Source organism: Campylobacter sp. W0014 (assembly GCF_020135975.1).
Lineage (GTDB): Bacteria > Campylobacterota > Campylobacteria > Campylobacterales > Campylobacteraceae > Campylobacter_D.
This window is the reverse complement of the sequence record NZ_JACHTR010000016.1, coordinates 1-23,142: the sequence shown is the minus strand read 5'-3', so window position 1 is coordinate 23,142 and position 23,142 is coordinate 1. Positions and strand designations below refer to the sequence as shown.

Genomic DNA, 23,142 nt, shown 5'->3' with positions numbered 1-23,142 from the left:
TTTCCTATTTTAATCTATTTTTGGCCGATCTTACCGTATTTTCTAAAAGCATAGCAATAGTCATTGGCCCAACTCCTCCAGGAACTGGGGTGATAAAACTTGCTTTTTTTGAAACATTTTCAAAATCAACATCACCTACTATTCTACCATCATCAAGGCGATTGATCCCAACATCTACAATAATCACTCCTTCTTTTATCATATCAGAACGTAATAAATTCACACACCCAGCCGCTACCACAATTAAATCAGCTTTTTGAGTGTATATTTTTAAATCTTTTGTTTTGATATGACAAATACTCACCGTCGCACCAGCATTTAAAAACATCGTGGCCATAGGGCGTCCGACTATATTTGATTCTCCTATAATAACTATATCTAAACCTTCTAAATTGATTTCATAAGATTTTAAAAGCCTCATAATCCCAAGCGGAGTGCAAGGTAAAAATCCACTTTCTAAGCCTAAATTTAAATATCCTACATTGATAGGATGAAAACCATCCACATCTTTACTGCTTATGATGCTTTCTAAAATTAAATTTTTATTAATATGACTTGGTAAAGGTAGCTGCACTAAAATTCCATGCACACTATCATCGTAATTTAAAGTATTAATGAGTGCTAAAAGTTCATTTTGGGTTGTATTTTCATCAAGATGATATACCAAAGACTTAATTCCACATGCTTCACAAGCTTTAGCTTTGGAATTAACATAAGTTTGACTTGCAGGATTGTTGCCAACCAAAATCACAGCAAGACAAGCTTGCGCACCCTGTTCCTTAAGCATTTGATTTTTTTCTTTAAGCTCTTCTTTGATTTTCAAACTTAAGGCTTTACCGTCAAGCAAAATCATTACTTTCCTTTATAAAATTTTATTACTTTTTTAAAGTAAAAATTGTATCATATTAAAATTTCATTAGCAAGGTTAAATTTTGAAAATTCTTATAACGTTTTTATTCACAACCCTCACTCTTTTTGGTTCTGATTTTATCACCCCAAGAGAATACGCTAAAATGCTTTATGAAAATCCTAGAGGAATCAGTTGTAAAAAATGTCATGGAAATGACGGAAGTGAGCAAATTTTAGGATATTATCTAAAAAAAGGGATTAAAACGCCTTATAAAATTCCAAGCATTCAAAACCTTAGTTTTGAAAAATTTAAAAACTCACTCAACCAAATTAAAAACGCTAAATCCATTATGCCAAATTATTCATTAACCAATGAAGAAATTATAAGCTTGTATAATTACATTAGCCAATTTAATAAAAATAAAAAACAACAATCCATAAACACCAAAGGAGTGAAAAATGACAAATAAAAAAGCTTTTGAACAAGCATGTAAAATCATAGCAGGCGGTGTAAATTCACCAGTTAGAGCCTTTAGTAATGTAGAAAGTGAGCCTAGATTTATCGATCATGGTAAGGGTGCTTATATTGTTGACATTGAGGGAAAATCTTATATTGACTATGTGCAAAGTTGGGGACCTTTGCTTTTTGGTCATTGCGATAAAGATATTCAAAAGGCTTGTCAAAATGCTCTTAAAAAGGGATCAAGTTTTGGAGCCCCTACTTTATTAGAAACTGAACTTGCAAATTTGGTTTTATCAGATTTTCCACATTTAGATAAAATCCGTTTTGTCAATAGCGGAACAGAAGCAACAATGAGTGCGATTCGCCTTGCACGTGGATTTACAAAAAAAGATAAAATATTAAAATTTGAAGGGTGTTATCACGGACATTCGGATTCTTTACTAGTGAGTGCTGGAAGTGGCGCTGCTACCTTTAATACTCCAAGTTCTTTAGGGGTGTTAAATGAAATCGCGCAATTTACTTTAGTTGCAAAATACAATGACATTCAAAGCGTCAAAGAACTTTTTAAACAACATCAAGATATCGCTTGTGTTATCATAGAACCTATAGCTGGAAATATGGGCTTAGTACCGGCTAAACAAGAATTTTTAGAAGAGTTGGTGCAAATTTGCAAAGCAAATCAAACTTTACTTATTTTTGATGAAGTTATGAGTGGTTATAGAGCTTCATATCTTGGATCTTATGGGGTGAATCATATTAAAGCTGATATTGTCACTTTTGGAAAGGTTATTGGTGGTGGATTACCAGCAGCAGCTTTTGCGGCTAGAGCTGAAATTATGGATATTTTAAGTCCTTTAGGTGGGGTTTATCAAGCTGGAACTTTAAGCGGAAATCCTTTGGCTATGGCAGCAGGAATTGCTAGCATTTCTAAGGCAAAAAAGAAAAAAGATCTTTATGAAAAATTAGCTAAGTTGGCTAAAAAATTAACCCATGGTATGAAAAAATTAGCTTCTGAAAAGGGAATTCCTTTGCAAACTTGCTATGTTGGCTCTATGTTTGGTTATTTTTTCACAGAAAAGCCGGTTGAAAATTATCAAGATGCTTTAAAATCAGATCTTAAACTTTTTTCAAAATTCCACCAAAAAATGCTTAAAAATGGAATTTATCTTGCTCCTTCTCAATTTGAAACGGGTTTTATTTGCTCTAAAATGAATAATAAAATGATCGACATCACCTTAGAAGCAGTAAAAGAAAGCTTTAAGCACCTATGAACAGAAAAAAAATCATCCACAAAACCATAGAAGCTGCCGATGGCTTAAGCCTTGGAATTTCTATGGTTATTGCTGTTTTAATTGGTATTGGTATTGGATATTTACTCAAAAAATTTACTCCCTATCCTTGGCTATTTTGGCTTGGGGTTTTTTGGGGAATTTCTGGTGCAATACTCAACGTTTATAAAGCCTATAAAAAACAAGTGAAAAGCTATGAGGAATTTGCAAAACGTGATGAATTAGTAAAAGAAATTATCCAAAAAAGAGAAAAATAAATAATGCAATATAAAAAAGCATTTGCTGTGATTATATTTTTAATTCATATTATATTTTTTTTATCTTTTTTATTTTTAAACCCTTTTAATCTAAATATATTTTTTAGCTTTGAAATAGCGTTTTTTAGTATTTTGCTGGTTATTATAACTTCTTATCTTAGCTACAAAAAAATGATCTATTCTCAAGCAAGAAAATACAAAATCAATCAAAATTTATTTTTATTTTCTCTCAAAAAAGTGAAAAGTCTGCCTAAAAATATAAAATTTACAATTCTAAAAGACGATTTAGAATTTAGTATAAAAAATAAAGTGTATTTTTTTGCAGCATTTTTTAATTTATTAAAAATTTTTGCTTATGTGGTTTTAGTTGCGGGTTTTTTATTTTTACACAGACAAGGAATACTTCACATTGTTGGCTATTTGTGTGGAATTTCAAGCTTGCTTATTTGTATTTTTATTTTTATTGCGTATGTAAGATATGAGTCCAAAAAAAATTATTAAATCAATGACAGCACTTTTTGCCAGTATGGCTTTTTTATTTGCTGGTAATGCTTTGATTGTTACTTCAATCGGCGTTGTTCTTAAAGAAAGAGGAGAAGGTCCTTTGGTCGTAGGGATTATCAGCTCTTGTTTTTTTATCGGTGGGCTTATTGGGACTATAAGCGCGCATAAAATTATTTCAAAAATAGGCCATATACGATCTTTTGGCTTATTTGGTGCTATTTTTGGAATTTCAGCTATGTTGCATACTATTAGCAATAATCTCATCTTTTGGGCTGTTTTAAGATTTTTAATAGGCATTTGCTATTATGGCTTTTTAATGGTAATAGAATCTTGGCTCAATGAAAAAAGCAAAAACGCTATACGTTCAAGAATACTAGGATTTTATGAAATAGTATTTTATCTTTCTTTTGGCATAGGAACTTTGATCATTGCTCTTGATCTAAGTAGGCATAATGTTTTTATTTTAAGTGCCGCTTTGATTTTATTTTCTTCGTTGCCACTAAATTTGATCAAGATAAAAGAACCTCTTTTGCCCACATCAAGCCCTATTTCCGTACCAAAAGTTTTTGATATCGCGCCTTTGGCTATCATCACTAGTTTTATAGCTGGAATGCTTATAAATGGCTTTTTTTCAATGGCTCCTTTATTTATACTTTTGCAAAAATTTGATAATCAAGCTGTGTCTTATTTTACTTTTTGTGGAATTTTAGGTGGCTTTTTTGCTCAAACTATCATGGGAACTATCTCAGATAAACTAGGTAGAAAATTTGCCATTATTACTTGTGCAAGCATAGGTTTTCTCACTATGCTTGTCTTTGTTTTTTTTAAACCTTGTTTGTATGTTCAATATTGTTTATCTTTTTTGCTAGGTATGGGAATTTTTTGCCTCTATGCTTTGGCACTTGCTAGAGCTAATGATGTTTTGGTGATCAAAAATAAAGGCGTAGAATTAGGACGCGGCGTTCTTTTTTGTTATTCTTTAGGATCTTTATTTGGGCCTTTGATTTTGGGTCTTTTGATGCAATATTTTGACACAAAGGGTTTTACTTGGTTTTACATTTCTTTGCTTGGATTTTTAATACTTTTTACTATCAATAGACCTAATATCCTAAGTAAAAAATTCAGTAAAAAGCCTGGAAATATGGTGATGTTAGATGATTAATACTCAGCTTACAAGTCAAATTGCTAACGCACAAAAAAATGATATCAAGCTAGATAATACTCCAACAAAAGATAAGGTAAATTCTAAAGAAAATCCAAAAGAAGCACTTTCTAATGCCTTAAAACAAAATTTAGGGCTAGATAAAGATGCAAGCAATGAAGAGATTATTACTAAGCTTATACAAAACGAAACTAGTACAAAACTTAAAGAACTTGTTAATAAGCTTTTAGAACAAATCAATTCTCAAAAAAATCCTGATTCACCTGTACTTAAACAAAGTAAAAATTTAAACCTAGCTCCCAATTTTGCCAATGAATTAAAAACATTAAGCACTGAGCTTGCTAAAGATGATGTTTTTTCTCAAGTTTTAGATAAATTAAATCAAATTTTAAAACCAGCAAGCGAAATTAAAAATAATAATCTAGCTCCATTATTTAAAAATTCAGGTGTATTTTTTGAAGCAAAATTAAAAGATGCTTTAAATGAAGAAAACCTGCCTAAAAGTTTTTATTCTCTTTTGAGTACAATAAAAGGCTTAAGTAATGAAAAACTTAGTGCCCAAATTGCTCAATTGGCTGCTGCAAATTTAAGCCCAAAAGAAACCCTAAAAGAACTTAAAAACATATTACAAACCAGTAAAAAGGAAAATACGCAAATTTTAAATCAAAGCTCTTTCAAAGCTCTTCTTAAATTAGGCTCTAAAATAGAAAATTTTAAAAATTACATCACAAAGAACCCTAGCTTAGCTCAAAATAAAATCATTGATATCGCTTATAAAATTTCAAAAGATATAAAAGAATTAAAAAATGATTTTTTCAAAGCTTTAAACAAGCCAGAAAATATAATGATTCAAGATACAAATATATTAAAAAATACAGCCAAAGCCTTTGAAAAATTAGAAAATACCTTAAAAAATATTTTAGAAAAATCAAATTTAAAGATGCCCAATCATGATGAAGATGATATTTTAAAAAACCTTATTTCAGATAAAAATGAAACTAAAAATGAAAATTCTCACGAAGTAAAACAAGTACAAGATAACGAATTAGAACATAAAACAAAAGATCATGATCAAGAAAATGATCATTTAAATGATCAAAAAACAAACAAAGAAGATGAAAAAGAAATAGAAAATTTTCAAGATAAAAATAAAAATAACTCAAATCAAGAAAATGTAAAAAACACTCCTAAAGAAAATGCTAAATTTTTTGAAACCAAAAATGAAAACAATATGCAAAAAATACCTCAAAATAACACACAAAATCAAGAAAATCTTTTTAGAAATCAAGAAATTTTTAACAAGCAAAATAATGTCAAAAATTTAGCCTTTGTGGTAGAAAATTTAGATCTAGATCAAGTGCAAAATCTAAGCAAGGATCTTGGTAATCTTTCAAGAAGACTCAATGAAAGCTTAAGGGAATTAGAACCTCATGTTCAACGTACAAAAACCAATCAAGCTGAAATAAAAAATTTAGAACGCAAACTTGATTTATCTATAAAGGATTTAGCCCAAATCAAGCCAAAAACAGATCAAGATGTGGCAGAATCTTTACATCATGATATCAAATCCACTCTTTTGCAAATTTCAAATTTAGCCAAAAATGAAGGTAATGAAGCTGTTTATAATCAAACCAATAGGCTTTTGGCTCAAATTGAAATCAATCAGCTTATTTCCTTAGCAAATGATTCTATTAATACCTATTTGCCTTTCTCTTGGGAAGATCTTAATGATTCTAAAATTATGTTTAGAAGAGGTAAAAAAGATAAATTCTTTGCCCAAATAAAACTCGAATTTGCTAAACTTGGTGATTTGGAAATTTTAATTTCTTTAAACCATGAAAAATATATAGATATAAACATCATGGCTGAAAATAAAGAATTTAGAAAAACGATTTATGAAAATGCTCATGAGCTTAAAAAAAATATCAACAAAGCAGGACTTTTAAGCGCTAATTTCTTTGTAGGTGATATCATAAGAAGCAAATTTGATAGCAGGGATATAAAGAATTTAGATCTTGAAATGGGTATGGATAAAACAGTATGAGTAAGATTAAAAAATCCATCAAAAAGGCTGTAGCCTTAGGCTATCAAAAAGAAAAACATTCTGCACCAAAAGTTCTTGCAAGCGGCAAAGGAGAAAGTGCTGCTAAAATCATTTCTCTAGCTAAAGAACATGGAGTACCCATAAAAGAAGATGAGGATTTAATCGAAATTTTAAGTAAACTTGATCTTGGAGATGAAATCCCGCCAAATATGTATAAAGCAGTGGCTGAAGTTTTTGCCTTTATCTATCAAATGGCAAATAAAACTCCTAAAAATTAATCAGAAATACTCTCTCCAAATTTGATTTTTTGCCCTATTTTTATTTTTTTATTCCATATGCCTTTTTGAGCAATCAACACTATAGTAGAACCCAATTCAAAATACCCAAGTTCTTCGGCTTTTTTTACTCTTAAATTCTCATACTTTTTCGTAAAGCTATAAGAAAATTTAGCATTAGTTTTAATGCTATCATCAAAATTAAAACACATTTTTCCAACATTTTGCGCGCCTATAAAAACAAGCCAAAAAATACCTTTTTCATTTTGACATTTTAAACTTACTCTTTCATTTTTAGTATAAAGATTGCTAATAGACTTTAAATGCTTTTCATTGACACTATAAAGTGCTCCTCTTGTATAAGTCGCACTTAAAATTTGCATATCACAAGGACTGTGATAACGATGATAATCTCTTGGAGAAAGATAAATATTGATATAATCTAATCCTTTTTCTAATTCATGAGGTTCAAAACTATCTTTTAAAAGTTCTACAACACTATAAGTACACCCTTTAATAGAAAAAGCGAAATATTCTTCATCAGCTAAAAAAGTGCTTCCACATTGCAAAATTTTTCCATCACTAGGACTTATAAAACCTTCATCTATAGCACGTGGAATTTTCATAGTTCTTGTAAAAAGCTCATTTAAACTTTTATATTCTAAAACATCATCAAATTCACTCATATCGATTTTAAAATAATTCACATACCATTGATTGATTTTTTTTTGAATGATTTTTGGAAATTTAAATTGAGCTATAAGACCAAAAAGTTTAGAACTTTCTCTTGAAAAATTCATTACAAGTCTCCTTTAAGATTTAAAATAATAATTTCACTCGGAGCAAAAACCCTAAGACTTGGACCCCAAAAACCCGCTCCGCTGCTAACATATAATTTTGTTTTTGCGCTTAAATTATAAAGCCCATAAACAAAACCTTGCTGAAGTTTAACCAAAAACATAAAAGGAAAAATTTGTCCCCCGTGGGTATGTCCGCTCAAAATCAAATCGAAAGCACTCAAATCATAAAGCAAAGCTGCTTTTGGCTGATGTGTTAGCAAAATACTTGGTTTTGATGTATTTAAATCCGCTTTAATCCTTGCTAAATTAGGAGCATATAACCCCTTGCTTATTCCGGCTAGATCTGCTAAACCGGCAACATTGATAAAACCTAGATCTTCATTTTGATTGAGCAAAATTTTCATTTTTGTATGAGTTTTAAGCAAGTCTAAAACATGATTGATTCCATGGTAATACTCATGATTTCCCACAGTATAAAAAGTTCCATAAGTGGATTTAAAATTATTTAATTTTGAAATATAAGGCTCTAAATCTTTAGAATTTGCATCTATTAAATCGCCGATGATAAAAATCATATCTGGTTTTTGCAAATTGACTTTATTAATCACTTGATCTAGAAATTTTTCATGTAAATTTTTACCTAAATGCATATCTGTTAAAACAGCTATTTTTAGATCTTTTTTTAAGCCACTGATTTTTAAGTTTAAAGTATTGATTTCAGGAATTCTTAAAGCATTGCAAATACCCATATAAATTAAAAATACAGAAATACAAATAACAATAATTTCAAAAATCAAACGAATAAAAATATTAATCTTTTTATAAGCTCTCCCCAAAAGAATTAAAAAAAGTCTAAAAAAATCAAGTACTAAAGTAACAAAAAAAAGACAATAACTTGGAGCATAAGTCATGGATAAAATTTCATACCATGTATCGTTTAGATAATCATCTCTTCTTAAGATCAAAAAAATAATTTGAGCTAAAAAAAGCACAAAAAAAGCTAATGCAAAAATTTTTTGAAAATACTTAAAAAGTAAAAATTTTTTAATCAAATGCTTATAAACATATAAATTAACCAAACCAAATATAACTAAAATAATAAAAGATAAAAGCAAATACATCATAAAAGTAATTATATCAAGTAAATATTAAATATCTGTATAAAATTATTTGTTATAATTTGTTTTTTGAAAATCCAAAATATAAGGTTTTACAATGTATCGTTTTGCCCCTTCTCCAACAGGAGATATGCATATAGGAAATTTACGCGTGGCTTTGTTTAATTGCATCTGCGCTAAACAAAAAAACACTCATTTTGTCTTACGCATAGAAGATACTGATAAAGCAAGAAATATAGAAGGAAAAGAGGAAGAAATAAAAGAAATTTTAAGTCTTTTTGGAATTTCTTGGCAAGAATACTATGTGCAAAGTGAGAATTTAAAATTTCATCGACAAATGGCTTTAAGGCTTGTTAGCGAAAAAAAAGCTTTTGCTTGTTTTTGCACAGAAAAAGAATTGGAAGAAAAAAAAGAACTAGCAAAACAGCAAGGAAAACCTTATCGATATGATGGAACTTGTGAAAAATTAGCAGACATTGATGTTTTAGAATGTGAAAAACCTTTTGTTATCCGCCTTAAAAAACCTAATGAAACGATAGAATTTTCAGATCTTATCAAAGGAAAGCTTAGTTTTGAGCCTGATAATATTGATTCTTTTGTTATCATGAGAACAGATAAAACCCCTACTTATAATTTTGCTTGTGCTGTGGATGACATGCTTGAAAATATCACTTGTATTATACGCGGGGAAGATCATGTTTCCAATACGCCTAAACAAGAGCATATCCGTCAAAGTTTAGGTTATGAGCAAAAAATAAGTTATGCGCATTTGCCAATTATTCTTAATGAACAAGGTGTTAAAATGAGCAAAAGAGAAGCGCATTCTTCTGTAAAATGGCTACTTGATCAAGGGATATTGCCAAGCGCGATCGCTAATTATCTCCTTATCTTAGGAAATAAAACTCCTTGTGAAATTTTCACCATAGAAGAAGCTATTTCTTGGTTTGATATCAATAAAATTTCAAAATCTCCTGCGAGATTTGATCTAAAAAAACTTTTACAAATCAACCGAGAACATATAAAATTACTAGAAAATTCAAAACTTAATGAAATTTTAAACTCTAAAAGAGATCTAGCTAATTTGGCAAAATTTTACACCCAAGAAGCAAGTACTATCAATGAGTTAAAAGAAAAAATTTATGCTATTTTTAGCCCTAAAGATTATCTTGAATTTGAAAAAGAGTGCAAAATTTTAAAAGAAATTCTAAATAATGTAGAACTTTTTGAAAATTATGATGATTTTAAAAACTATCTTTTGCAAAAAAGCGGTTTAAAAGGTAAAAATTTCTTTATGCCTTTAAGGATAATTTTAACAGGAAATATTCACGGACCAGAACTTAGCGATCTTTATCCGCATATAAAAAATTTCATACATGAATTAGCAAGGATGTAAATTATGGTTATTGATTCTTTTATTTATGCTATTTTTCAAGTTTTACACATTGTTATTAATATTTACACTTGGATTATTGTTATTACGGCACTTTTAAGCTGGGTTAATCCTGATCCATACAATCCTATCGTTCAAATTTTATATAAGCTTAGCTACCCTGCTTATGCTTTGGTAAGAAAAATTCCAACACGCATAGGAAATATTGACCTAGCTCCTTTAATTATACTCTTAGTATTACAATTTCTCAGCTTTTTCCTTGATAGTATTTTAAGGAGCCTTTTGTGAAAAAAATATGCTTATTGCTTTTAGGTTTTATATATCTTAATGCCTTAGAATATGACTTAGAAACTTTAAAAAAACAAGATAATTCTTTAGCTAAAGATTATTATATCTATAGACTTTTAGAGAAAAAAACCTTACATAAAAAAGAAGTTGAAAATTTAAAATCGCATATTTTTCGCTATGTAGGTAAAATAAAAACAGAACTTGAAAAAATTATCCCTATTAAACCTTATATCAATCCAAAATATATACAATGCTATACTTATACAAACAATACCATTTTAGATGCAAATTTAACTTGTCAAAGCGTGCGTTTAAATTCAATTTCTTTTATAGCAAGCTTAAGCGATAAAGATAGAGAGGTATTGGCAAAGAAATTGGATTCTAAAAGGCCTGATTTAGCAAATTTACTTCTTGCTTTTAATTCCAATAAACCTATGAAATACATGGAAGAAAAAGACGATATAAATGGCTTTTTTAAACTCTATAAATACCTAAAAGCCGATCATGGAGATTGTGATTTAAATGCAAGTTTTGTGAATCAAATTTCAAATTATAATGATTTTAACAACTTTGCCCAAACCATCATCATCCAAAAACAATATCCAAAATTTAGATATTCTCTTTTACAAACCAATCCGAAAAACACAAAAGAATATACAGCATTTTATCTAGGTGTGAATGCCCTAACCTATGATAAAGATCATATAGCTTATGAGTTTTTCAAACAAGCTGCACAAACTTTTAAAAGCAGAAGTGGCAGAGATAATGCTATTTTTTGGATGTGGCTAATTAAAAAAGATGAAAAAGATTTACAAATGCTCGCTCAAAGTAATTCTTTGAATATCTATAGTCTTTATGCTAAAGAATTAACACATTCTGCTTTTCCAAAAATAGAAACTATCAAAGTTGATAAGGAAAAAAATAATTTTAACATGCAAGATCCATTTGCATGGCAAAAACTTAACAAAACTATACTTGAAGCCAATGCTACAAAGTTAGATGAGTTAGCTAAAATATTTGATACAGAAGAAACTTTGCCCATTTATGCTTATATTTTAGAACGAAAATCTAAATTTAAAAAACATTATTTCATTACACCCTATTATCAATACATCAAAGATTATGATATTCCTAGACAAGCTTTGATTTTAGCCATTGCCAGACAAGAAAGCAGATTTATTCCTACAGCCATTTCGGTTTCTTATGCTTTAGGCATGATGCAATTTATGCCTTTTTTGGCTAATCATATTGGAGAAAAAGAACTAAAAATTCCAAATTTTGATCAAGATTTTATGTTTAAACCTGAAATTGCTTATTATTTTGGAAATCATCATTTAGAGTATTTGGAAAAAAGATTAAAATCTCCCTTATTTATCGCTTATGCTTACAATGGTGGCATAGGGTTCGTTAAAAGATTATTGGTTAGAGATGATATGTTTAAAAATGGAAAATATGAGCCTTTTTTATCTATGGAATTAATTCCTTATCAAGAAAGCCGAATTTATGGAAAAAAAGTCTTGGCTAATTATATTGTGTATCGACATCTTCTGAACGATAGTATAAAGATTTCGGATATTTTTGAAAATTTAATTCAAAACAAGGCAGGTGATTTAAACAAATCCTAGCCTTAATAAAATTTTCCATCTTTATACTTGGAAGTGTTACCTCTAGATACTTTGTATAATTATTTTGCAATAAATATTTCAAAAAAGATGGATCAAGTTCTCGCGCCCTAGCTTTCTTGTTATTTAAAAAAATCTCTAATTTATCTATCTTAAAAGAATCAGGCGTGAGCGTAAAAGCAAAAATATCATCATCACTAGCATGATCTAAAACAGGATTTAAATAAGACATTGTAACAATGGCACTAAGATTATTTTGTGTTATTTTGTATTTTTGAGAAAACATAAGAGTTTGGGTTTTTAAATTTGTATCCACAATAGCAGGATCTTTCATAGAACACGCACTAAAAAATAAAACACTTGATAACAAAAAAGAAATTCTCATACTCTAACCTAATCATAAATATTTTTTATAATTTTAACCTTTTAACTCTATTTTTTGGTTTAAAATATTATAATTTGATTTTAATTTTTAGGAAAATGAAAAAAAAATATGGAAAAATTAATTATGGCCTTTAGTGGCCCATCCAATTCCGGAAAAACAACTCTTATCACAAAAATTTCAAATGAATTTATAAATCAAGGATTAAAAGTTCTTATTATCAAGCACGATCCTGCGGATAAAGCACAATTTGATTTTAACGGTAAAGATAGTTTTAAATTTTTTCAAACCGGTGCAGAAGTAATGGTTTTAAGTCCTACAAGAACAACTTTTTTTTCTCGCAAACAAAGAGATATTTTGCAAGCTTTACAATTATCACAAGATTTTGACATTTGTTTAGTTGAGGGTTTAAAAAGTTTAGATTTGCCACGAATTAGTGTTTTTTGTCAAGAAATCGATGAAAGTTATTTTCCATTTTCTCAAGCCATTGCAAGTTATGATAAAATTATTCATCCAAATTTAATTTGGCTTGATTTAAACAATATTAAAGAAATTTGTAGATATATATTAGATAATGCAAAAAAAATCTAAAAAGGAGGGTTGCAATGGAAGAATTAATTTCTTATATCCAAAAGGCCGTTTTAGAAATTTCAGACGCTTTGAAATTTCCAGATACAAGTTATAGCCAAAATCACAATTCCACAGGTGATACTCAACTTAAATTTGATATCTTAAGCGATGAGATCATTACAAAAACTTTAAGCCAGTGCTCTACTCTTAAAGCTATTATCAGTGAAGAAAAAAATGAAATTTTAAAAGTCAATGACAATGCAAAATATATTGTAGCTTATGATCCGCTTGATGGTTCTAGCCTTATGGATGTTAATTTTGCTATAGGTTCGATTTTTGGCATTTATGAAGAAAAAGCTAGTGCTAAAAATTTAAAAGCAGCAATTTATAGTATGTATGGAGCAAGACTAGAAATGGTTATTTGCGAAGATACGCCTAAATTATATCGTCTTGATAAAAATAACGAATTTGTTTTTATTAAAGAATTAAAAATGGGCGAAAAAGGAAAAATCAACGCTACAGGTGGAACTCAAAAATTTTGGGACGAAAAACACGCCAAATTTATCAAAACTTTATTTGATGAAAATTATCGCTTAAGATATTCTGGAGCTATGGTTAGCGATATCAATCAAATTTTACTCAAAGGGGGCGGAATTTTTAGTTATCCGGCAACAAAAGATTCTCCTATGGGAAAATTAAGAGCTTTTTTTGAAGTTTTTCCTTTGGCTTTTATTATAGAGAAAGCAGGTGGAAAAACCACAAATGGAAGCAATCAGTCCCTACTCGATCTTGAATTTGATGCTATACATGCAACCACACCTTGTTTTTTTGGCTCCAAATATGAAATAGAAAGGCTTTTGGAAATTTATAATGGCTGAAACTAGAGATGAATTTGAACAAGAAATGGATAATAAAAAAGAAATTTTATTATCCTGTCAAAATTCAAAAAACTTAAATTCTTGCTATAATTGCGAAGAAATTTTTACCTGCCAAACACGAAAAGACTATGTTGATGCTGTTTATAATAGCATGTCTAAGGGTAAAACCGAAGGCGGATTTGATTTTTAAATTTTTTAAGGAAATTGAACATGCGTTATATTACAACTCCAATTTATTATGTAAATGATGTGCCTCATTTAGGACACGCTTATACAACCATTATTGCTGACACCATGGCTAGATTTTATCGCTTGCAAGGCCATGAAACTAAATTTTTAACAGGAACTGATGAACACGGGCAAAAAATAGAACAAGCTGCAAAAGAAAGAAATTCAACACCTAAAGAATACACGGACAAAATCAGTGCCGAATTTAAAAAACTATGGGATGAGTTAGAAATTAATTATGATATTTATGCTAGAACTACAGATCAAACACATATTGACTTTGTGCAAGCTATGTTTTTAAAAATGTGGCAAAAAGGTGATATTTATAAAGATCAATACGAAGGACATTACTGCATTTCTTGCGAAAGTTTTTTTACCAAAAGCCAACTAATTAATGAAATTTGCTGTCCAGATTGTGGAAAAAATACCACACTTTTAAAAGAAGAAAGCTATTTTTTCAAACTTTCAAAATACCAAAATCAAATCCTTAAATGGTATGAAGAAAAAGATCCTATTCTTCCTAAAAATAAAAAAAATGAACTTGTAAATTTTATACAAAATGGCTTAAAAGATCTCTCTATTACAAGAACCAGTTTTGATTGGGGTATTAAACTTCCAAAAGAAATCAATGATGATAAACACATTATTTATGTTTGGCTTGATGCGCTTTTCATTTATGTTAGCTCTTTAAAGACTCAAAAGGAAAAATTTTGGCCTGCACATATTCATTTAGTTGGTAAAGATATTTTACGTTTTCATGCGATTTATTGGCCAGCTTTTTTAATGAGCGTGGAATTACCTTTACCTAAATTCATAGGTGCGCATGGTTGGTGGACTAAAGAAGGTGAAAAAATGAGCAAGTCTAAAGGCAATGTTATTAAACCTAAAGAAATTGCAGATACTTATGGCATAGAAGCTTTTAGATATTTCTTACTTAGAGAAGTGCCTTTTGGAAATGATGGGGATTTTAGTGAAAATATGCTTATTAATCGCATCAACGCTGAATTAAGCAATGAATTTGGTAATTTACTCAATCGCATCATAGGCATGAGTCAAAAATATAACAATGGAATAATTACCCAAAATAAAGTTTTAGATCTTTATAAAAATGAACTTGATGAAGCAATGCAATATCTAAAACTTGCTATAGATTATTTAGAAAATTTGCAGTGTAATCGTTATTTAGAAGAGATTTTCAAGGCTTTAAGCGTGGCAAATTTAGCTATCAGTAAATACGAACCTTGGAATCTGATCAAAGAAAATAAACACGATGAAGCAAATGCACTTATTGGACTTTGTACAAATATTTTAGCCAGGGCTAGTATTTTATTAAGCCCTGCTCTACCAAATTCTTGTAAAAAAATCTCTCAAGCTTTAAATTTTGAAATTTCAACTATCAATTATGAAAAACTGATTATCCAAAATGAATTATTTGATTTTAAAGCCACAGCTTGTGAAGTTTTATTTCCAAAAGTTGAAATCAAACAAGAAGTAAAGCAAGAAATTAAAAAAGAAGAAAAAGCAAAAATAAAAATCGAAGATTTTTCTAAAATAGAAATTAAAGTCGCTACGGTTTTAGATTGTCAAAATATAGAAGGTAGTGAAAAACTTTTGAAATTTCAACTTGAACTTAAAAATAAAGAAGTCCGTCAAGTAGTCTCTGGTATAGCCAAATACTACAAAGCTTCTGATTTAATAGGAAAACAAGTTTGCGTTTTAACCAATCTCAAAAAAGCAAAAATTTTCGGACATGAAAGCAATGGTATGATATTGAGTGCAAAACACAACGACAAACTCGTTCTTATTACTCCTGAACAAATCATTGACAATGGAGCATTAATAGGTTGATGAATATAAGCAATCTAAGCGAACTCATCCACGCAAATATACTCAATGAAGGAAGTATTTTAAGCGTGGCTGGATTTGCCTTAAATCTCAATGAACTAAAAAGCGAATTTGCCTTTTTTAGTAACGATGAAAAAGAAATAGCCCAAGCAATCGATAAAGGTGCTTTTGCGATTATATCTGAATATGAATTTTTTATTGAAGATAAGGAAATTTATTATCTTAAGGTTGAAAATTTAGAAATTGCTCTAATGAAACTTTTACGTTTTTTATGCGAAGAAAAAGAATGTAAATTTTTATCGCTTAAATCTTATGAATTAAGTATTTGTAAAGCATTTTCTTTAAATGTTTTAAAAGGAAATGTGTTTATAGATTTTGATGCGCTTATTAAAGCAAAAAAAGGAGAAATTTTTTGTTTTAATGATGAAAATTATTTGCTTAAAATTTGTGCCAATATTGAAATTTTAAAAGAGGTTAATTTCACCCTTCTTTCAAGATCGAGTTTCTTTTTTACCACTTTAGTTTGTGATAATTTGTATTTTAAAAATCTAAATTTGCCTTTTGTGTATGCGCAAATTTTTGCCAAAATTATGACTTATTTAAAAGAAAAAAATACAAAAATCAGCTTTGATTTTAATAAAATAGATGATTTTAAAATTTATTTCATTGATGAAAAATTTGAAATTTGCGAATTTGGTACAAGCACAAAAGCTTTTATAGTTGTTAATAATCAAAATACCTTTGATTATTGGAATGAAAATTTTAAACACACCAAAGGTTTTAAAACGGCGGTAAAAAATTCTTTATTTTGCGATTTTTCATATGATAAGCTTTCAGATCTTAAGAATTTAAAAGATTTTAAATATTGTCTTATTTTAGAAAATCATGCAGATTTTGAACAAGAATTTGAAAATCAATCAAACCAACTTCCAAGCCTATTTTAAATTTTCACACCTTCGTTTTGAAGTAAAAATTTCTTGATATTAATTCCGCCATTGTATCCACCCATGCTATTTTTTGCAAGTACTCTATGACAAGGGATAAAAATAGGAATAATATTTTTAGAATTAGCATTTCCAACGGCTCTAAAAGCTTTAGGGTGGTTGATAATTTCTGCAAGTTCCTTGTAAGTAATCGTTTGTCCGTAAGGAATTTGCATCAAAGCTTTATAAACTTTGATTTCAAAGCTAGTTCCTTGAAATTTTAAAGGAGTTTTAAAAACTTTTAATTTTTTAGAAAAATAATTTTTTAATTCCCAAGTAGCAAATTCCAATAATTCACAGGATTTTTCCTCAAAATTATCCTCGAAACAAAAATCAACTTCGGTTAAAAATTCACCATCACTTTTTAACAATAAAGAACATACAGGCAATTTATAAAAAACTTGAAACATAACAAATTATACTAAAATCTTTATAATATCTAAATGATTAATTTAAATTTAAAGCTTATTTGAGTTAAAATATCAAATCAATTTCCAAAAAAAGGAAAAAAATTGAAAATATTTTTTATTTTACTTTGCAGCCTATTAAATTTAGTAGCGCAAGATATTATAGGTTGTGATTATATAAAAAAAAATAGAACGCAAGTTTTTGAAAAAGATATCAATTCTACGTATCTCAAAGTAGCCTCAAAATGTCCTGATTCTTTAAAAAATCAAATTTTTACCCAAAAGCTTTACAAAATAGCCAATGAAATTCGCGGAGAAAATAGCGCTTGTAACGGCATAGAGTATCTACCTAAGCTGCAAAAATTTGATTTTTTGCTTTTAAAAATCGCTCTTGATCCTAGATCTTATCAAAAAAGCCTAGATACTCCTGAAAATTTAGAAAAAAGATATGATGTTTTAAAATCTTATTTTAGATATTGGGCGTATCAAAGTATAGGTAATTTTAGACTTTACAAAGCATTTTGGAAAGAATATAATCAAGCTATTAATCCTTTAGAAAAATATTTTCAAGAGAATTTCAGTTTTGATCAAGGAAGCAATACATATTATGCAACCAATGCCTTAAATGAGTTTTTAAAATGGGCTGTGGGTGAAACAAAAATTTACAAAGATATCAGCCCTTTAGCTAAAGTAGTTTCAAATAAAAATAATTCCATAGAATATTTGCAAGATTTTCTTTTTAAAAACAATCTTAGCAAAGATGAACTTACTATAGGTTTGCAAGCTGCACTTTTAAATCAAAGAAGACAACCTATGCTTGATCTTTTGATTAGCTATGGAGCTAGAATCGATGAAGGTTATGAAGATGCCTTGTTTTATGCGTTAGAAAATTATGACAATACTAAATTTTTATTAGATAAGGGTGCTGATGTTAATAGCAGTAATGCTTTTGGCAAAACCGCTTTATTTTATGCTATTGAATTTAATCGAAAAGATATCATTTCTTTGCTTTTAGAGCACGGAGCTGATGTTAATAAAAGATATATCAATAATAATGAAAAATTAGCTCTAAGCGCTAATAATTACGACAATACCCCATATTTTATAACCTTTTGTGCTTTGGAGCATACTTCAAAAAATGTTTTAATGCATGCTGCGGCTTATGGAGATGTTGAAATATTAAAAATGCTGATTGCAAAGGGTGCTAATATTCATGATGTTGATGATTTAGGTTTTAATGCACTTGATTTTGCTATAGCAGCAGGAAAACAAGAAAATGCAAATTATCTTAAAAGCTTAGGATTGAAAGCAAATGAAAATTTATTTTATGGAGGGAGTTTAGAATGAAAACCGCTTTAGTTACCGGAGCTAGCGCTGGATTTGGTCAAGCTTGTGTCAAAGCCTTAATCAAAGAAGGATTTAAAGTCGTAGCTATAGCTAGACGTGAAAAAAAACTTGAACTTTTAAAACAAGAATTTCAAGAAAAAATACACACTATCGCTTTAGATGTACGCGAAAAAGAAAAAGTGTTTTCAAAGATACAAAACTTACCTAAAGAATTTCAAGAAATTGATATTTTAATCAACAATGCAGGACTTGCCCTAGGACAAGATGAATTCGATAGCCTAAGCTTAGAAGATATCGAAACTATGGTTGATACTAATGTTAAAGGTTTTTTATACATCGCTAGAGCTGTGATTCCTATACTTAGAAAGCAAAAAAATGCCTATATTTTCAATTTAGGATCGGTTGCAGCCACTAATCCTTATTTTGGAGGCAATGTGTATTGTGGAACTAAGGCTTTTGTTGGACAATTTTCAAAGGCTTTAAGAAATGATTTGCGTGGAAGCAATATTAAAGTTACCAATATAGCTCCTGGTTTATGTAAAACAGAATTTAGCGAGGTAAGATTTAAAGGGGATAAAGAAAAGGCTGATAAAGTCTATGAAAATACCAAATTTATCAGTGCTGAGGATATTGCAAAAGTTATTTTATCCATTATCAATCTTCCAGAACATATTAATATCAATGAAATAGAACTTATGCCAATTACTCAAACTTGGAATGGCTTTCACATAGAGAAGAGTCAATGAGAATATTTTTATTTGTCTGTTTGCCATTGTTTTGCTTGGCTTCTTCTGAAACTAATGCTAATTTATTTGGAATTTTTACATTAATACCGCCTTTTGTCGCTATCGCCTTAGCCTTTATCACTAAAGATGTGATTTTATCCCTTTTTATGGGTGTTTTAAGTGGAACTTTTCTTTTAAGTCTTTCTACTCATATCTTAAAAGAGCATTCGCTTTCGCTGCTCAATTTTTATAATACAGCCGTAGAATCTTTTTCTAAAATCATCACTTTTATTTTAAATTCTGCCTCAGATCCCGCTAATGCAGGTATCATTTTACAAATTCTTTGTATAGGCGGACTTGTAGCACTTGTAACTAAAATGGGCGGTGCAAAGGCCTTAGCTTTAAAATTTGCAAAAAGAGCAAAATCGGCCGTAAGCGCTCAAGTTAATACTTGGTTTTTAGGACTTTTAATATTTTTTGATGATTATGCTAATTTATTAATAGTTGGCCCTATTATGCGCCCTTTGGCAGATAAATTTAAAATTTCGCGTGAAAAATTCGCTTTTATTATTGATTCTACTGCTGCACCTGTAGCTGGAATTGCCATCATTTCAACTTGGATAGGTGTGGAAATTTCTCTTATTAAGACCGCTTATAAGGATATCGGTTATGAAAATATCAATGCCTTTAGCGTTTTTTTAGAAACCATACCTTATCGTTTTTATAATATTTTTATGCTCTTTTTTGTTTTAATGACAGCCGTAATGAAAAGAGAATTTGGCCCCATGTATCAAGCACAAATGCGAGCCATAACTACTGGAAAAGTCGCACCTGTTGTGAAATCCAAAACTTTAGATACAGCAGAATTAGAAGATCAATTTTTAGCCCCTAAAGATGAAATAAAAATTTGTGCCTTTAACGCCATCATTCCTATTTTAACCCTTATGGTGCTTGCTTTACTTGGTTTTTATTTTAATGGCCTTAATGCTTTATCAGGAGAGGATCTAGAAAAAGCTAATACCCATCCTCTTTCTTTTGAAACCTTAAGAATGGTTTTTGGAAAGGCTGATTCTTCAGTCGTTCTTTTTCAAGCGGCTTTGTTTTCAAGCATCGTGGCGATATTTATCGGGGTTTATCGTAAAATTTTCAATATCAAAGAAGCCATTGAAACTTGGATTTATGGTTGGAAAACAATGATTTTTACCATTATACTTCTTTTGCTTGCTTGGTCGCTTTCAAGCATAGTAAAAGAGCTTGGAACTTCGCTTTTTATCACGAGTTTATTAGCGGATAAAATGCCTGATTATATTTTACCTGCAACTATTTTTGCCTTTGCTTCAGGTATTTCCTTTGCCATAGGTACAAGCTATGGAACCATGGGAATTTTAATGCCTTTAGCTGTTCCACTAGCTTATAAAATAGCACAGCTTAGCGGAATGGATGCTAATGGTATGCATCATTATATAGTGATTAATATTAGCTGTGTTTTAACAGGAGCTATTTTTGGAAATCATTGTTCGCCAATCGCTGATAATGTTATTTTATCTTCAATGAGTGCAAAATGCGATCATATGGAGCATGTTAAAACTCAAATTCCTTATGCTTTATTTATTTGTGCTATTTCTTTAGTGACAGGATATATTCCAGTATCTTTAGGCTTTAGCATTTGGATTGTTTTACCGCTTAATTTGATTCTTATCACTTTATTGCTTAAGATGATAGGAAAAAAATTACCATGAGTCTTAAAGAATTTGGTAATATAGTTGATTTTCAAGAAAAAATTTCTTTTATAAAAGATTTTTTTCTTGAATTTTACAAAGGGGAAATTGAATTTTTTAATTCTTTAGAAAAACACTTTAGAACTAGAGCTGAATTTTCTTTTTATCATGAAAATAATGAGCTTTATTATGCGATGTTTGATCCCCAAACTAAGAAAAAAATCATCATAGAAAATATAGATTTTCCCGATAAAAAAATTTGCAATTTTATGCCGATTTTACTTGAAAAAATCAAAGCCAATCCAAACTTAAAAGAAAAACTTTTTGGCGTGGAATTTCTAGCAACCAAGTATGATTTAAGCACTACCCTACTTTATCATAAAAATATAGAAACTATCAATCAAGACTTAGCCAAACTAAGCTTTGAGTTAAATTGTAATTTGATCGCAAGAAGTAAAAATAAAAAATTAGTTTTTAATCATGAAAACTTAAAACAAAGTCTTTTAGTTAATAATAAAGAAATTTTTTATGAATTTAACAATGATTGTTTTGTTCAACCCAATACTTTCATCAATGAAAAAATGATCACTTGGGTCAAAGAAAATCTTGCCACTCAAGCTAAAAAAGATTTACTTGAGCTTTATTGTGGTTATGGCAATTTTACCCTTGCTTTGGCTGATGATTTTTTTAAGATTTTAGCGACTGAAATTTCAAAAAATAATATCAATTTTGCTCTTAAAAATTGCAAATTAAACAATGTTTCAAATATTTATTTCACTCGACTTTCAAGTGAAGAATTAAGCCAAGCTTTAAAAAAAGAGAGAGAATTTTTTCGCTTAAAAAATATTGATTTAGATGATTTTTGCTTTTCTCATGTTTTAGTCGATCCACCTCGCGCAGGGCTAGATAAAAGCGTGATGGATTTGATAAAGCAATATGATAATATTATTTACATCTCGTGCAATCCTATAAGTTTAAAAGAAAATTTAAAAGTCTTAAGCAAAACACATAAAATTATAAAAATGGCTGCTTTTGATCAATTTGTAAATACCGCTCATCTAGAATGCGGCGTTTTACTTACAAAGATATAAAAAAATAATTCATTAATTTTGCTAATATGACAATTCCTAAACAAAGGATAAAAACCAAAAGATGGATGAAATTTCCCAAAGGATTTTTCCTTTTTAGAATAAAATGATAAAACAAAGAAAATAACACTAAAAATAAAATAATAATAGCAAAAAATATTTTTATAAGAAAAAGCAAATTTAAAGGGTTGATATGAAAAGATATCATCGCTCCGCCACTTAAAAGCAAAATAATCACAATAAAAGGCATAATCTTAACACCGATGGTTTGAAAAAGTTCCTTATCAAGATTGGGATTTTTCTTTTTTAAATTTCCTAAAATAAAAATATCCACAAACAAATAGCCTATAAAAAATATCGCACAAAGCAAATGTATTAACAAAACATAGGGATAAAACATTTATTCTCCTTTTTTTGCTTTTATTATACCAATTTTGTTCTTTTTTGTTAATCTTTAAGGAAAATAAGATTAATATCATTTCAAAGCTTATTGAAAGAAAAAACATGGAAGAAAATATTAAAAAAATACTTGAGCAAACAAAAAGTATTGCTGTAGTTGGTTTGAGCGTTGATAGCAGTAAAGCTTCTTATATTGTAGCGCAATATTTGCAAGAAAATGGTTATAAAATTTATCCCGTTTATCCTAAATTTGAAGAAGTTTTAGGTGAAAAAATATACAGAAATTTAGAGGACATCAATGAAAAAATTGATCTTGTTTTGATGTTTAGAAAAGGAAGTTTTGCTGCTAATTTATTACCTATTATCATACAAAAAGGGATTAAAAATTTTTGGCTTCAACTTGGTATTTTTAATGATGAAGTGCGAGAAAAATGTCAAAAACTAGGGATTAATTTTGTTCAAGATAGATGCATTATGCGAGAATTACCACTTTATAAAAATTGATAATTTC

At 29.2% G+C, this 23,142-nt stretch carries 25 protein-coding genes and 1 pseudogene; 20 read left to right on the top strand and 6 right to left on the bottom strand.

The window, feature by feature from the left end; genetic code table 11:
* Positions 1-4 precede the first annotated feature (4 nt).
* Positions 5-853: a bifunctional methylenetetrahydrofolate dehydrogenase/methenyltetrahydrofolate cyclohydrolase FolD gene (gene folD / locus H2277_RS06140; protein ID WP_337201472.1), complete on the bottom strand. Its 849-nt coding sequence runs from the start codon at positions 851-853 to the stop codon at positions 5-7.
* A gap of 79 nt (positions 854-932) precedes the next feature.
* Here folD and H2277_RS06135 point away from each other — a divergent pair, with 79 nt between their 5' ends.
* The 7 genes and pseudogenes from H2277_RS06135 (at position 933) to H2277_RS06105 (ending at position 6,846) form a co-directional block, all read left to right on the top strand.
* Positions 933-1,319 (top strand): hypothetical protein, encoded by a 387-nt coding sequence (locus H2277_RS06135; protein WP_337201471.1) that lies wholly within the window; start codon positions 933-935, stop codon positions 1,317-1,319.
* Positions 1,309-2,583: a glutamate-1-semialdehyde 2,1-aminomutase gene (gene hemL / locus H2277_RS06130; RefSeq protein WP_337201470.1), complete on the top strand. Its 1,275-nt coding sequence runs from the start codon at positions 1,309-1,311 to the stop codon at positions 2,581-2,583. Before H2277_RS06135 ends, hemL begins: the two co-directional genes overlap by 11 nt.
* Positions 2,580-2,862: pseudogene (locus H2277_RS06125) on the top strand (AtpZ/AtpI family protein). The gene hemL and the pseudogene H2277_RS06125 overlap by 4 nt, the downstream one beginning before the upstream one ends.
* Positions 2,862-3,359 carry a hypothetical protein gene (locus H2277_RS06120; protein ID WP_337201468.1) on the top strand — a complete coding sequence of 166 codons (498 nt, stop codon included), beginning with the start codon at positions 2,862-2,864 and terminating at the stop codon, positions 3,357-3,359. Before H2277_RS06125 ends, H2277_RS06120 begins: the two are co-directional and overlap by 1 nt.
* Positions 3,337-4,524 carry an MFS transporter gene (locus H2277_RS06115; protein WP_337201467.1) on the top strand — a complete coding sequence of 396 codons (1,188 nt, stop codon included), beginning with the start codon at positions 3,337-3,339 and terminating at the stop codon, positions 4,522-4,524. Before H2277_RS06120 ends, H2277_RS06115 begins: the two co-directional genes overlap by 23 nt.
* On the top strand, positions 4,517-6,568 hold the full coding sequence (locus tag H2277_RS06110; RefSeq protein ID WP_337201466.1) for a flagellar hook-length control protein FliK: 2,052 nt from the start codon (positions 4,517-4,519) through the stop codon (positions 6,566-6,568). Before H2277_RS06115 ends, H2277_RS06110 begins: the two co-directional genes overlap by 8 nt.
* Positions 6,565-6,846 carry a FlhB-like flagellar biosynthesis protein gene (locus H2277_RS06105; protein WP_038837253.1) on the top strand — a complete coding sequence of 94 codons (282 nt, stop codon included), beginning with the start codon at positions 6,565-6,567 and terminating at the stop codon, positions 6,844-6,846. Before H2277_RS06110 ends, H2277_RS06105 begins: the two co-directional genes overlap by 4 nt.
* On the opposite strand, the gene H2277_RS06100 is transcribed toward H2277_RS06105, so the two are convergent.
* On the bottom strand, positions 6,843-7,643 hold the full coding sequence (locus H2277_RS06100) for a phosphatidylserine decarboxylase (protein WP_337201464.1): 801 nt from the start codon (positions 7,641-7,643) through the stop codon (positions 6,843-6,845). The genes H2277_RS06105 and H2277_RS06100 overlap by 4 nt on opposite strands.
* Entirely contained in the window at positions 7,643-8,767 is a 1,125-nt protein-coding gene (locus H2277_RS06095) for a metallophosphoesterase (protein WP_337201463.1), read from the bottom strand. The genes H2277_RS06100 and H2277_RS06095 overlap by 1 nt, the downstream gene beginning before the upstream one ends.
* 91 nt (positions 8,768-8,858) lie before the next feature.
* Here H2277_RS06095 and gltX point away from each other — a divergent pair, with 91 nt between their 5' ends.
* From gltX to H2277_RS06080, 3 genes are read left to right on the top strand one after another with little or no spacing between them, the layout of a single operon-like run.
* Positions 8,859-10,154: a glutamate--tRNA ligase gene (gene gltX / locus H2277_RS06090; protein ID WP_337201462.1), complete on the top strand. Its 1,296-nt coding sequence runs from the start codon at positions 8,859-8,861 to the stop codon at positions 10,152-10,154.
* Between the two features lie 3 nt (positions 10,155-10,157).
* Positions 10,158-10,439, top strand: coding sequence for a YggT family protein (locus tag H2277_RS06085; RefSeq protein WP_337201461.1), 282 nt, complete (start codon positions 10,158-10,160; stop codon positions 10,437-10,439).
* A complete protein-coding gene (locus H2277_RS06080) occupies positions 10,436-12,064 on the top strand; it encodes a lytic transglycosylase domain-containing protein (RefSeq protein ID WP_337201460.1) in 1,629 nt (542 codons plus the stop codon). The genes H2277_RS06085 and H2277_RS06080 overlap by 4 nt, the downstream gene beginning before the upstream one ends.
* Here H2277_RS06080 and H2277_RS06075 read toward each other — a convergent pair.
* Positions 11,961-12,446, bottom strand: a complete 486-nt coding sequence (locus H2277_RS06075) for a hypothetical protein (RefSeq protein WP_337201459.1) — start codon at positions 12,444-12,446, stop codon at positions 11,961-11,963. The two genes, H2277_RS06080 and H2277_RS06075, sit on opposite strands and share 104 nt — an antisense overlap.
* Positions 12,447-12,554: 108 nt before the next feature.
* Here H2277_RS06075 and mobB point away from each other — a divergent pair, with 108 nt between their 5' ends.
* The 5 genes from mobB to H2277_RS06050 are packed head-to-tail and all read left to right on the top strand — an operon-like array spanning position 12,555 to position 16,908.
* On the top strand, positions 12,555-13,034 hold the full coding sequence (mobB, locus tag H2277_RS06070; RefSeq protein ID WP_337201458.1) for a molybdopterin-guanine dinucleotide biosynthesis protein B: 480 nt from the start codon (positions 12,555-12,557) through the stop codon (positions 13,032-13,034).
* 14 nt (positions 13,035-13,048) lie between these two features.
* Complete coding sequence (locus H2277_RS06065; protein WP_337201457.1) at positions 13,049-13,891, top strand: class 1 fructose-bisphosphatase; 843 nt, start codon at positions 13,049-13,051, stop codon at positions 13,889-13,891.
* Entirely contained in the window at positions 13,884-14,081 is a 198-nt protein-coding gene (locus H2277_RS06060) for a hypothetical protein (RefSeq protein WP_337201456.1), read from the top strand. The genes H2277_RS06065 and H2277_RS06060 overlap by 8 nt, the downstream gene beginning before the upstream one ends.
* Before the next feature lie 20 nt (positions 14,082-14,101).
* The gene (metG, locus tag H2277_RS06055) at positions 14,102-15,967 is read left to right on the top strand and encodes a methionine--tRNA ligase (RefSeq protein ID WP_337201455.1); all 1,866 of its coding nucleotides are present in this window, start codon (positions 14,102-14,104) and stop codon (positions 15,965-15,967) included.
* Positions 15,967-16,908 carry a hypothetical protein gene (locus tag H2277_RS06050; RefSeq protein WP_337201454.1) on the top strand — a complete coding sequence of 314 codons (942 nt, stop codon included), beginning with the start codon at positions 15,967-15,969 and terminating at the stop codon, positions 16,906-16,908. Before metG ends, H2277_RS06050 begins: the two co-directional genes overlap by 1 nt.
* Here the strand turns inward: H2277_RS06050 and H2277_RS06045 are convergent.
* Positions 16,905-17,357 (bottom strand): methylated-DNA--[protein]-cysteine S-methyltransferase, encoded by a 453-nt coding sequence (locus H2277_RS06045; RefSeq protein WP_337201453.1) that lies wholly within the window; start codon positions 17,355-17,357, stop codon positions 16,905-16,907. The genes H2277_RS06050 and H2277_RS06045 overlap by 4 nt on opposite strands.
* 102 nt (positions 17,358-17,459) lie before the next feature.
* Here H2277_RS06045 and H2277_RS06040 point away from each other — a divergent pair, with 102 nt between their 5' ends.
* The 4 genes from H2277_RS06040 to trmA are packed head-to-tail and all read left to right on the top strand — an operon-like array spanning position 17,460 to position 22,235.
* Entirely contained in the window at positions 17,460-18,701 is a 1,242-nt protein-coding gene (locus H2277_RS06040; protein ID WP_337201452.1) for an ankyrin repeat domain-containing protein, read from the top strand.
* On the top strand, positions 18,698-19,447 hold the full coding sequence (locus H2277_RS06035; RefSeq protein ID WP_337201451.1) for an SDR family NAD(P)-dependent oxidoreductase: 750 nt from the start codon (positions 18,698-18,700) through the stop codon (positions 19,445-19,447). The genes H2277_RS06040 and H2277_RS06035 overlap by 4 nt, the downstream gene beginning before the upstream one ends.
* Positions 19,444-21,165 (top strand): Na+/H+ antiporter NhaC family protein, encoded by a 1,722-nt coding sequence (locus H2277_RS06030; RefSeq protein WP_337201450.1) that lies wholly within the window; start codon positions 19,444-19,446, stop codon positions 21,163-21,165. Before H2277_RS06035 ends, H2277_RS06030 begins: the two co-directional genes overlap by 4 nt.
* A complete protein-coding gene (gene trmA, locus H2277_RS06025) occupies positions 21,162-22,235 on the top strand; it encodes a tRNA (uridine(54)-C5)-methyltransferase TrmA (RefSeq protein ID WP_337201449.1) in 1,074 nt (357 codons plus the stop codon). Before H2277_RS06030 ends, trmA begins: the two co-directional genes overlap by 4 nt.
* On the opposite strand, the gene H2277_RS06020 is transcribed toward trmA, so the two are convergent.
* Positions 22,222-22,632, bottom strand: a complete 411-nt coding sequence (locus H2277_RS06020; RefSeq protein ID WP_337201448.1) for a copper resistance protein CopD — start codon at positions 22,630-22,632, stop codon at positions 22,222-22,224. The genes trmA and H2277_RS06020 overlap by 14 nt on opposite strands.
* A 104-nt stretch (positions 22,633-22,736) precedes the next feature.
* On the opposite strand from H2277_RS06020, the gene H2277_RS06015 reads away from it, so the two are divergent.
* On the top strand, positions 22,737-23,135 hold the full coding sequence (locus H2277_RS06015) for a CoA-binding protein (protein WP_337201447.1): 399 nt from the start codon (positions 22,737-22,739) through the stop codon (positions 23,133-23,135).
* Positions 23,136-23,142 lie beyond the last annotated feature (7 nt).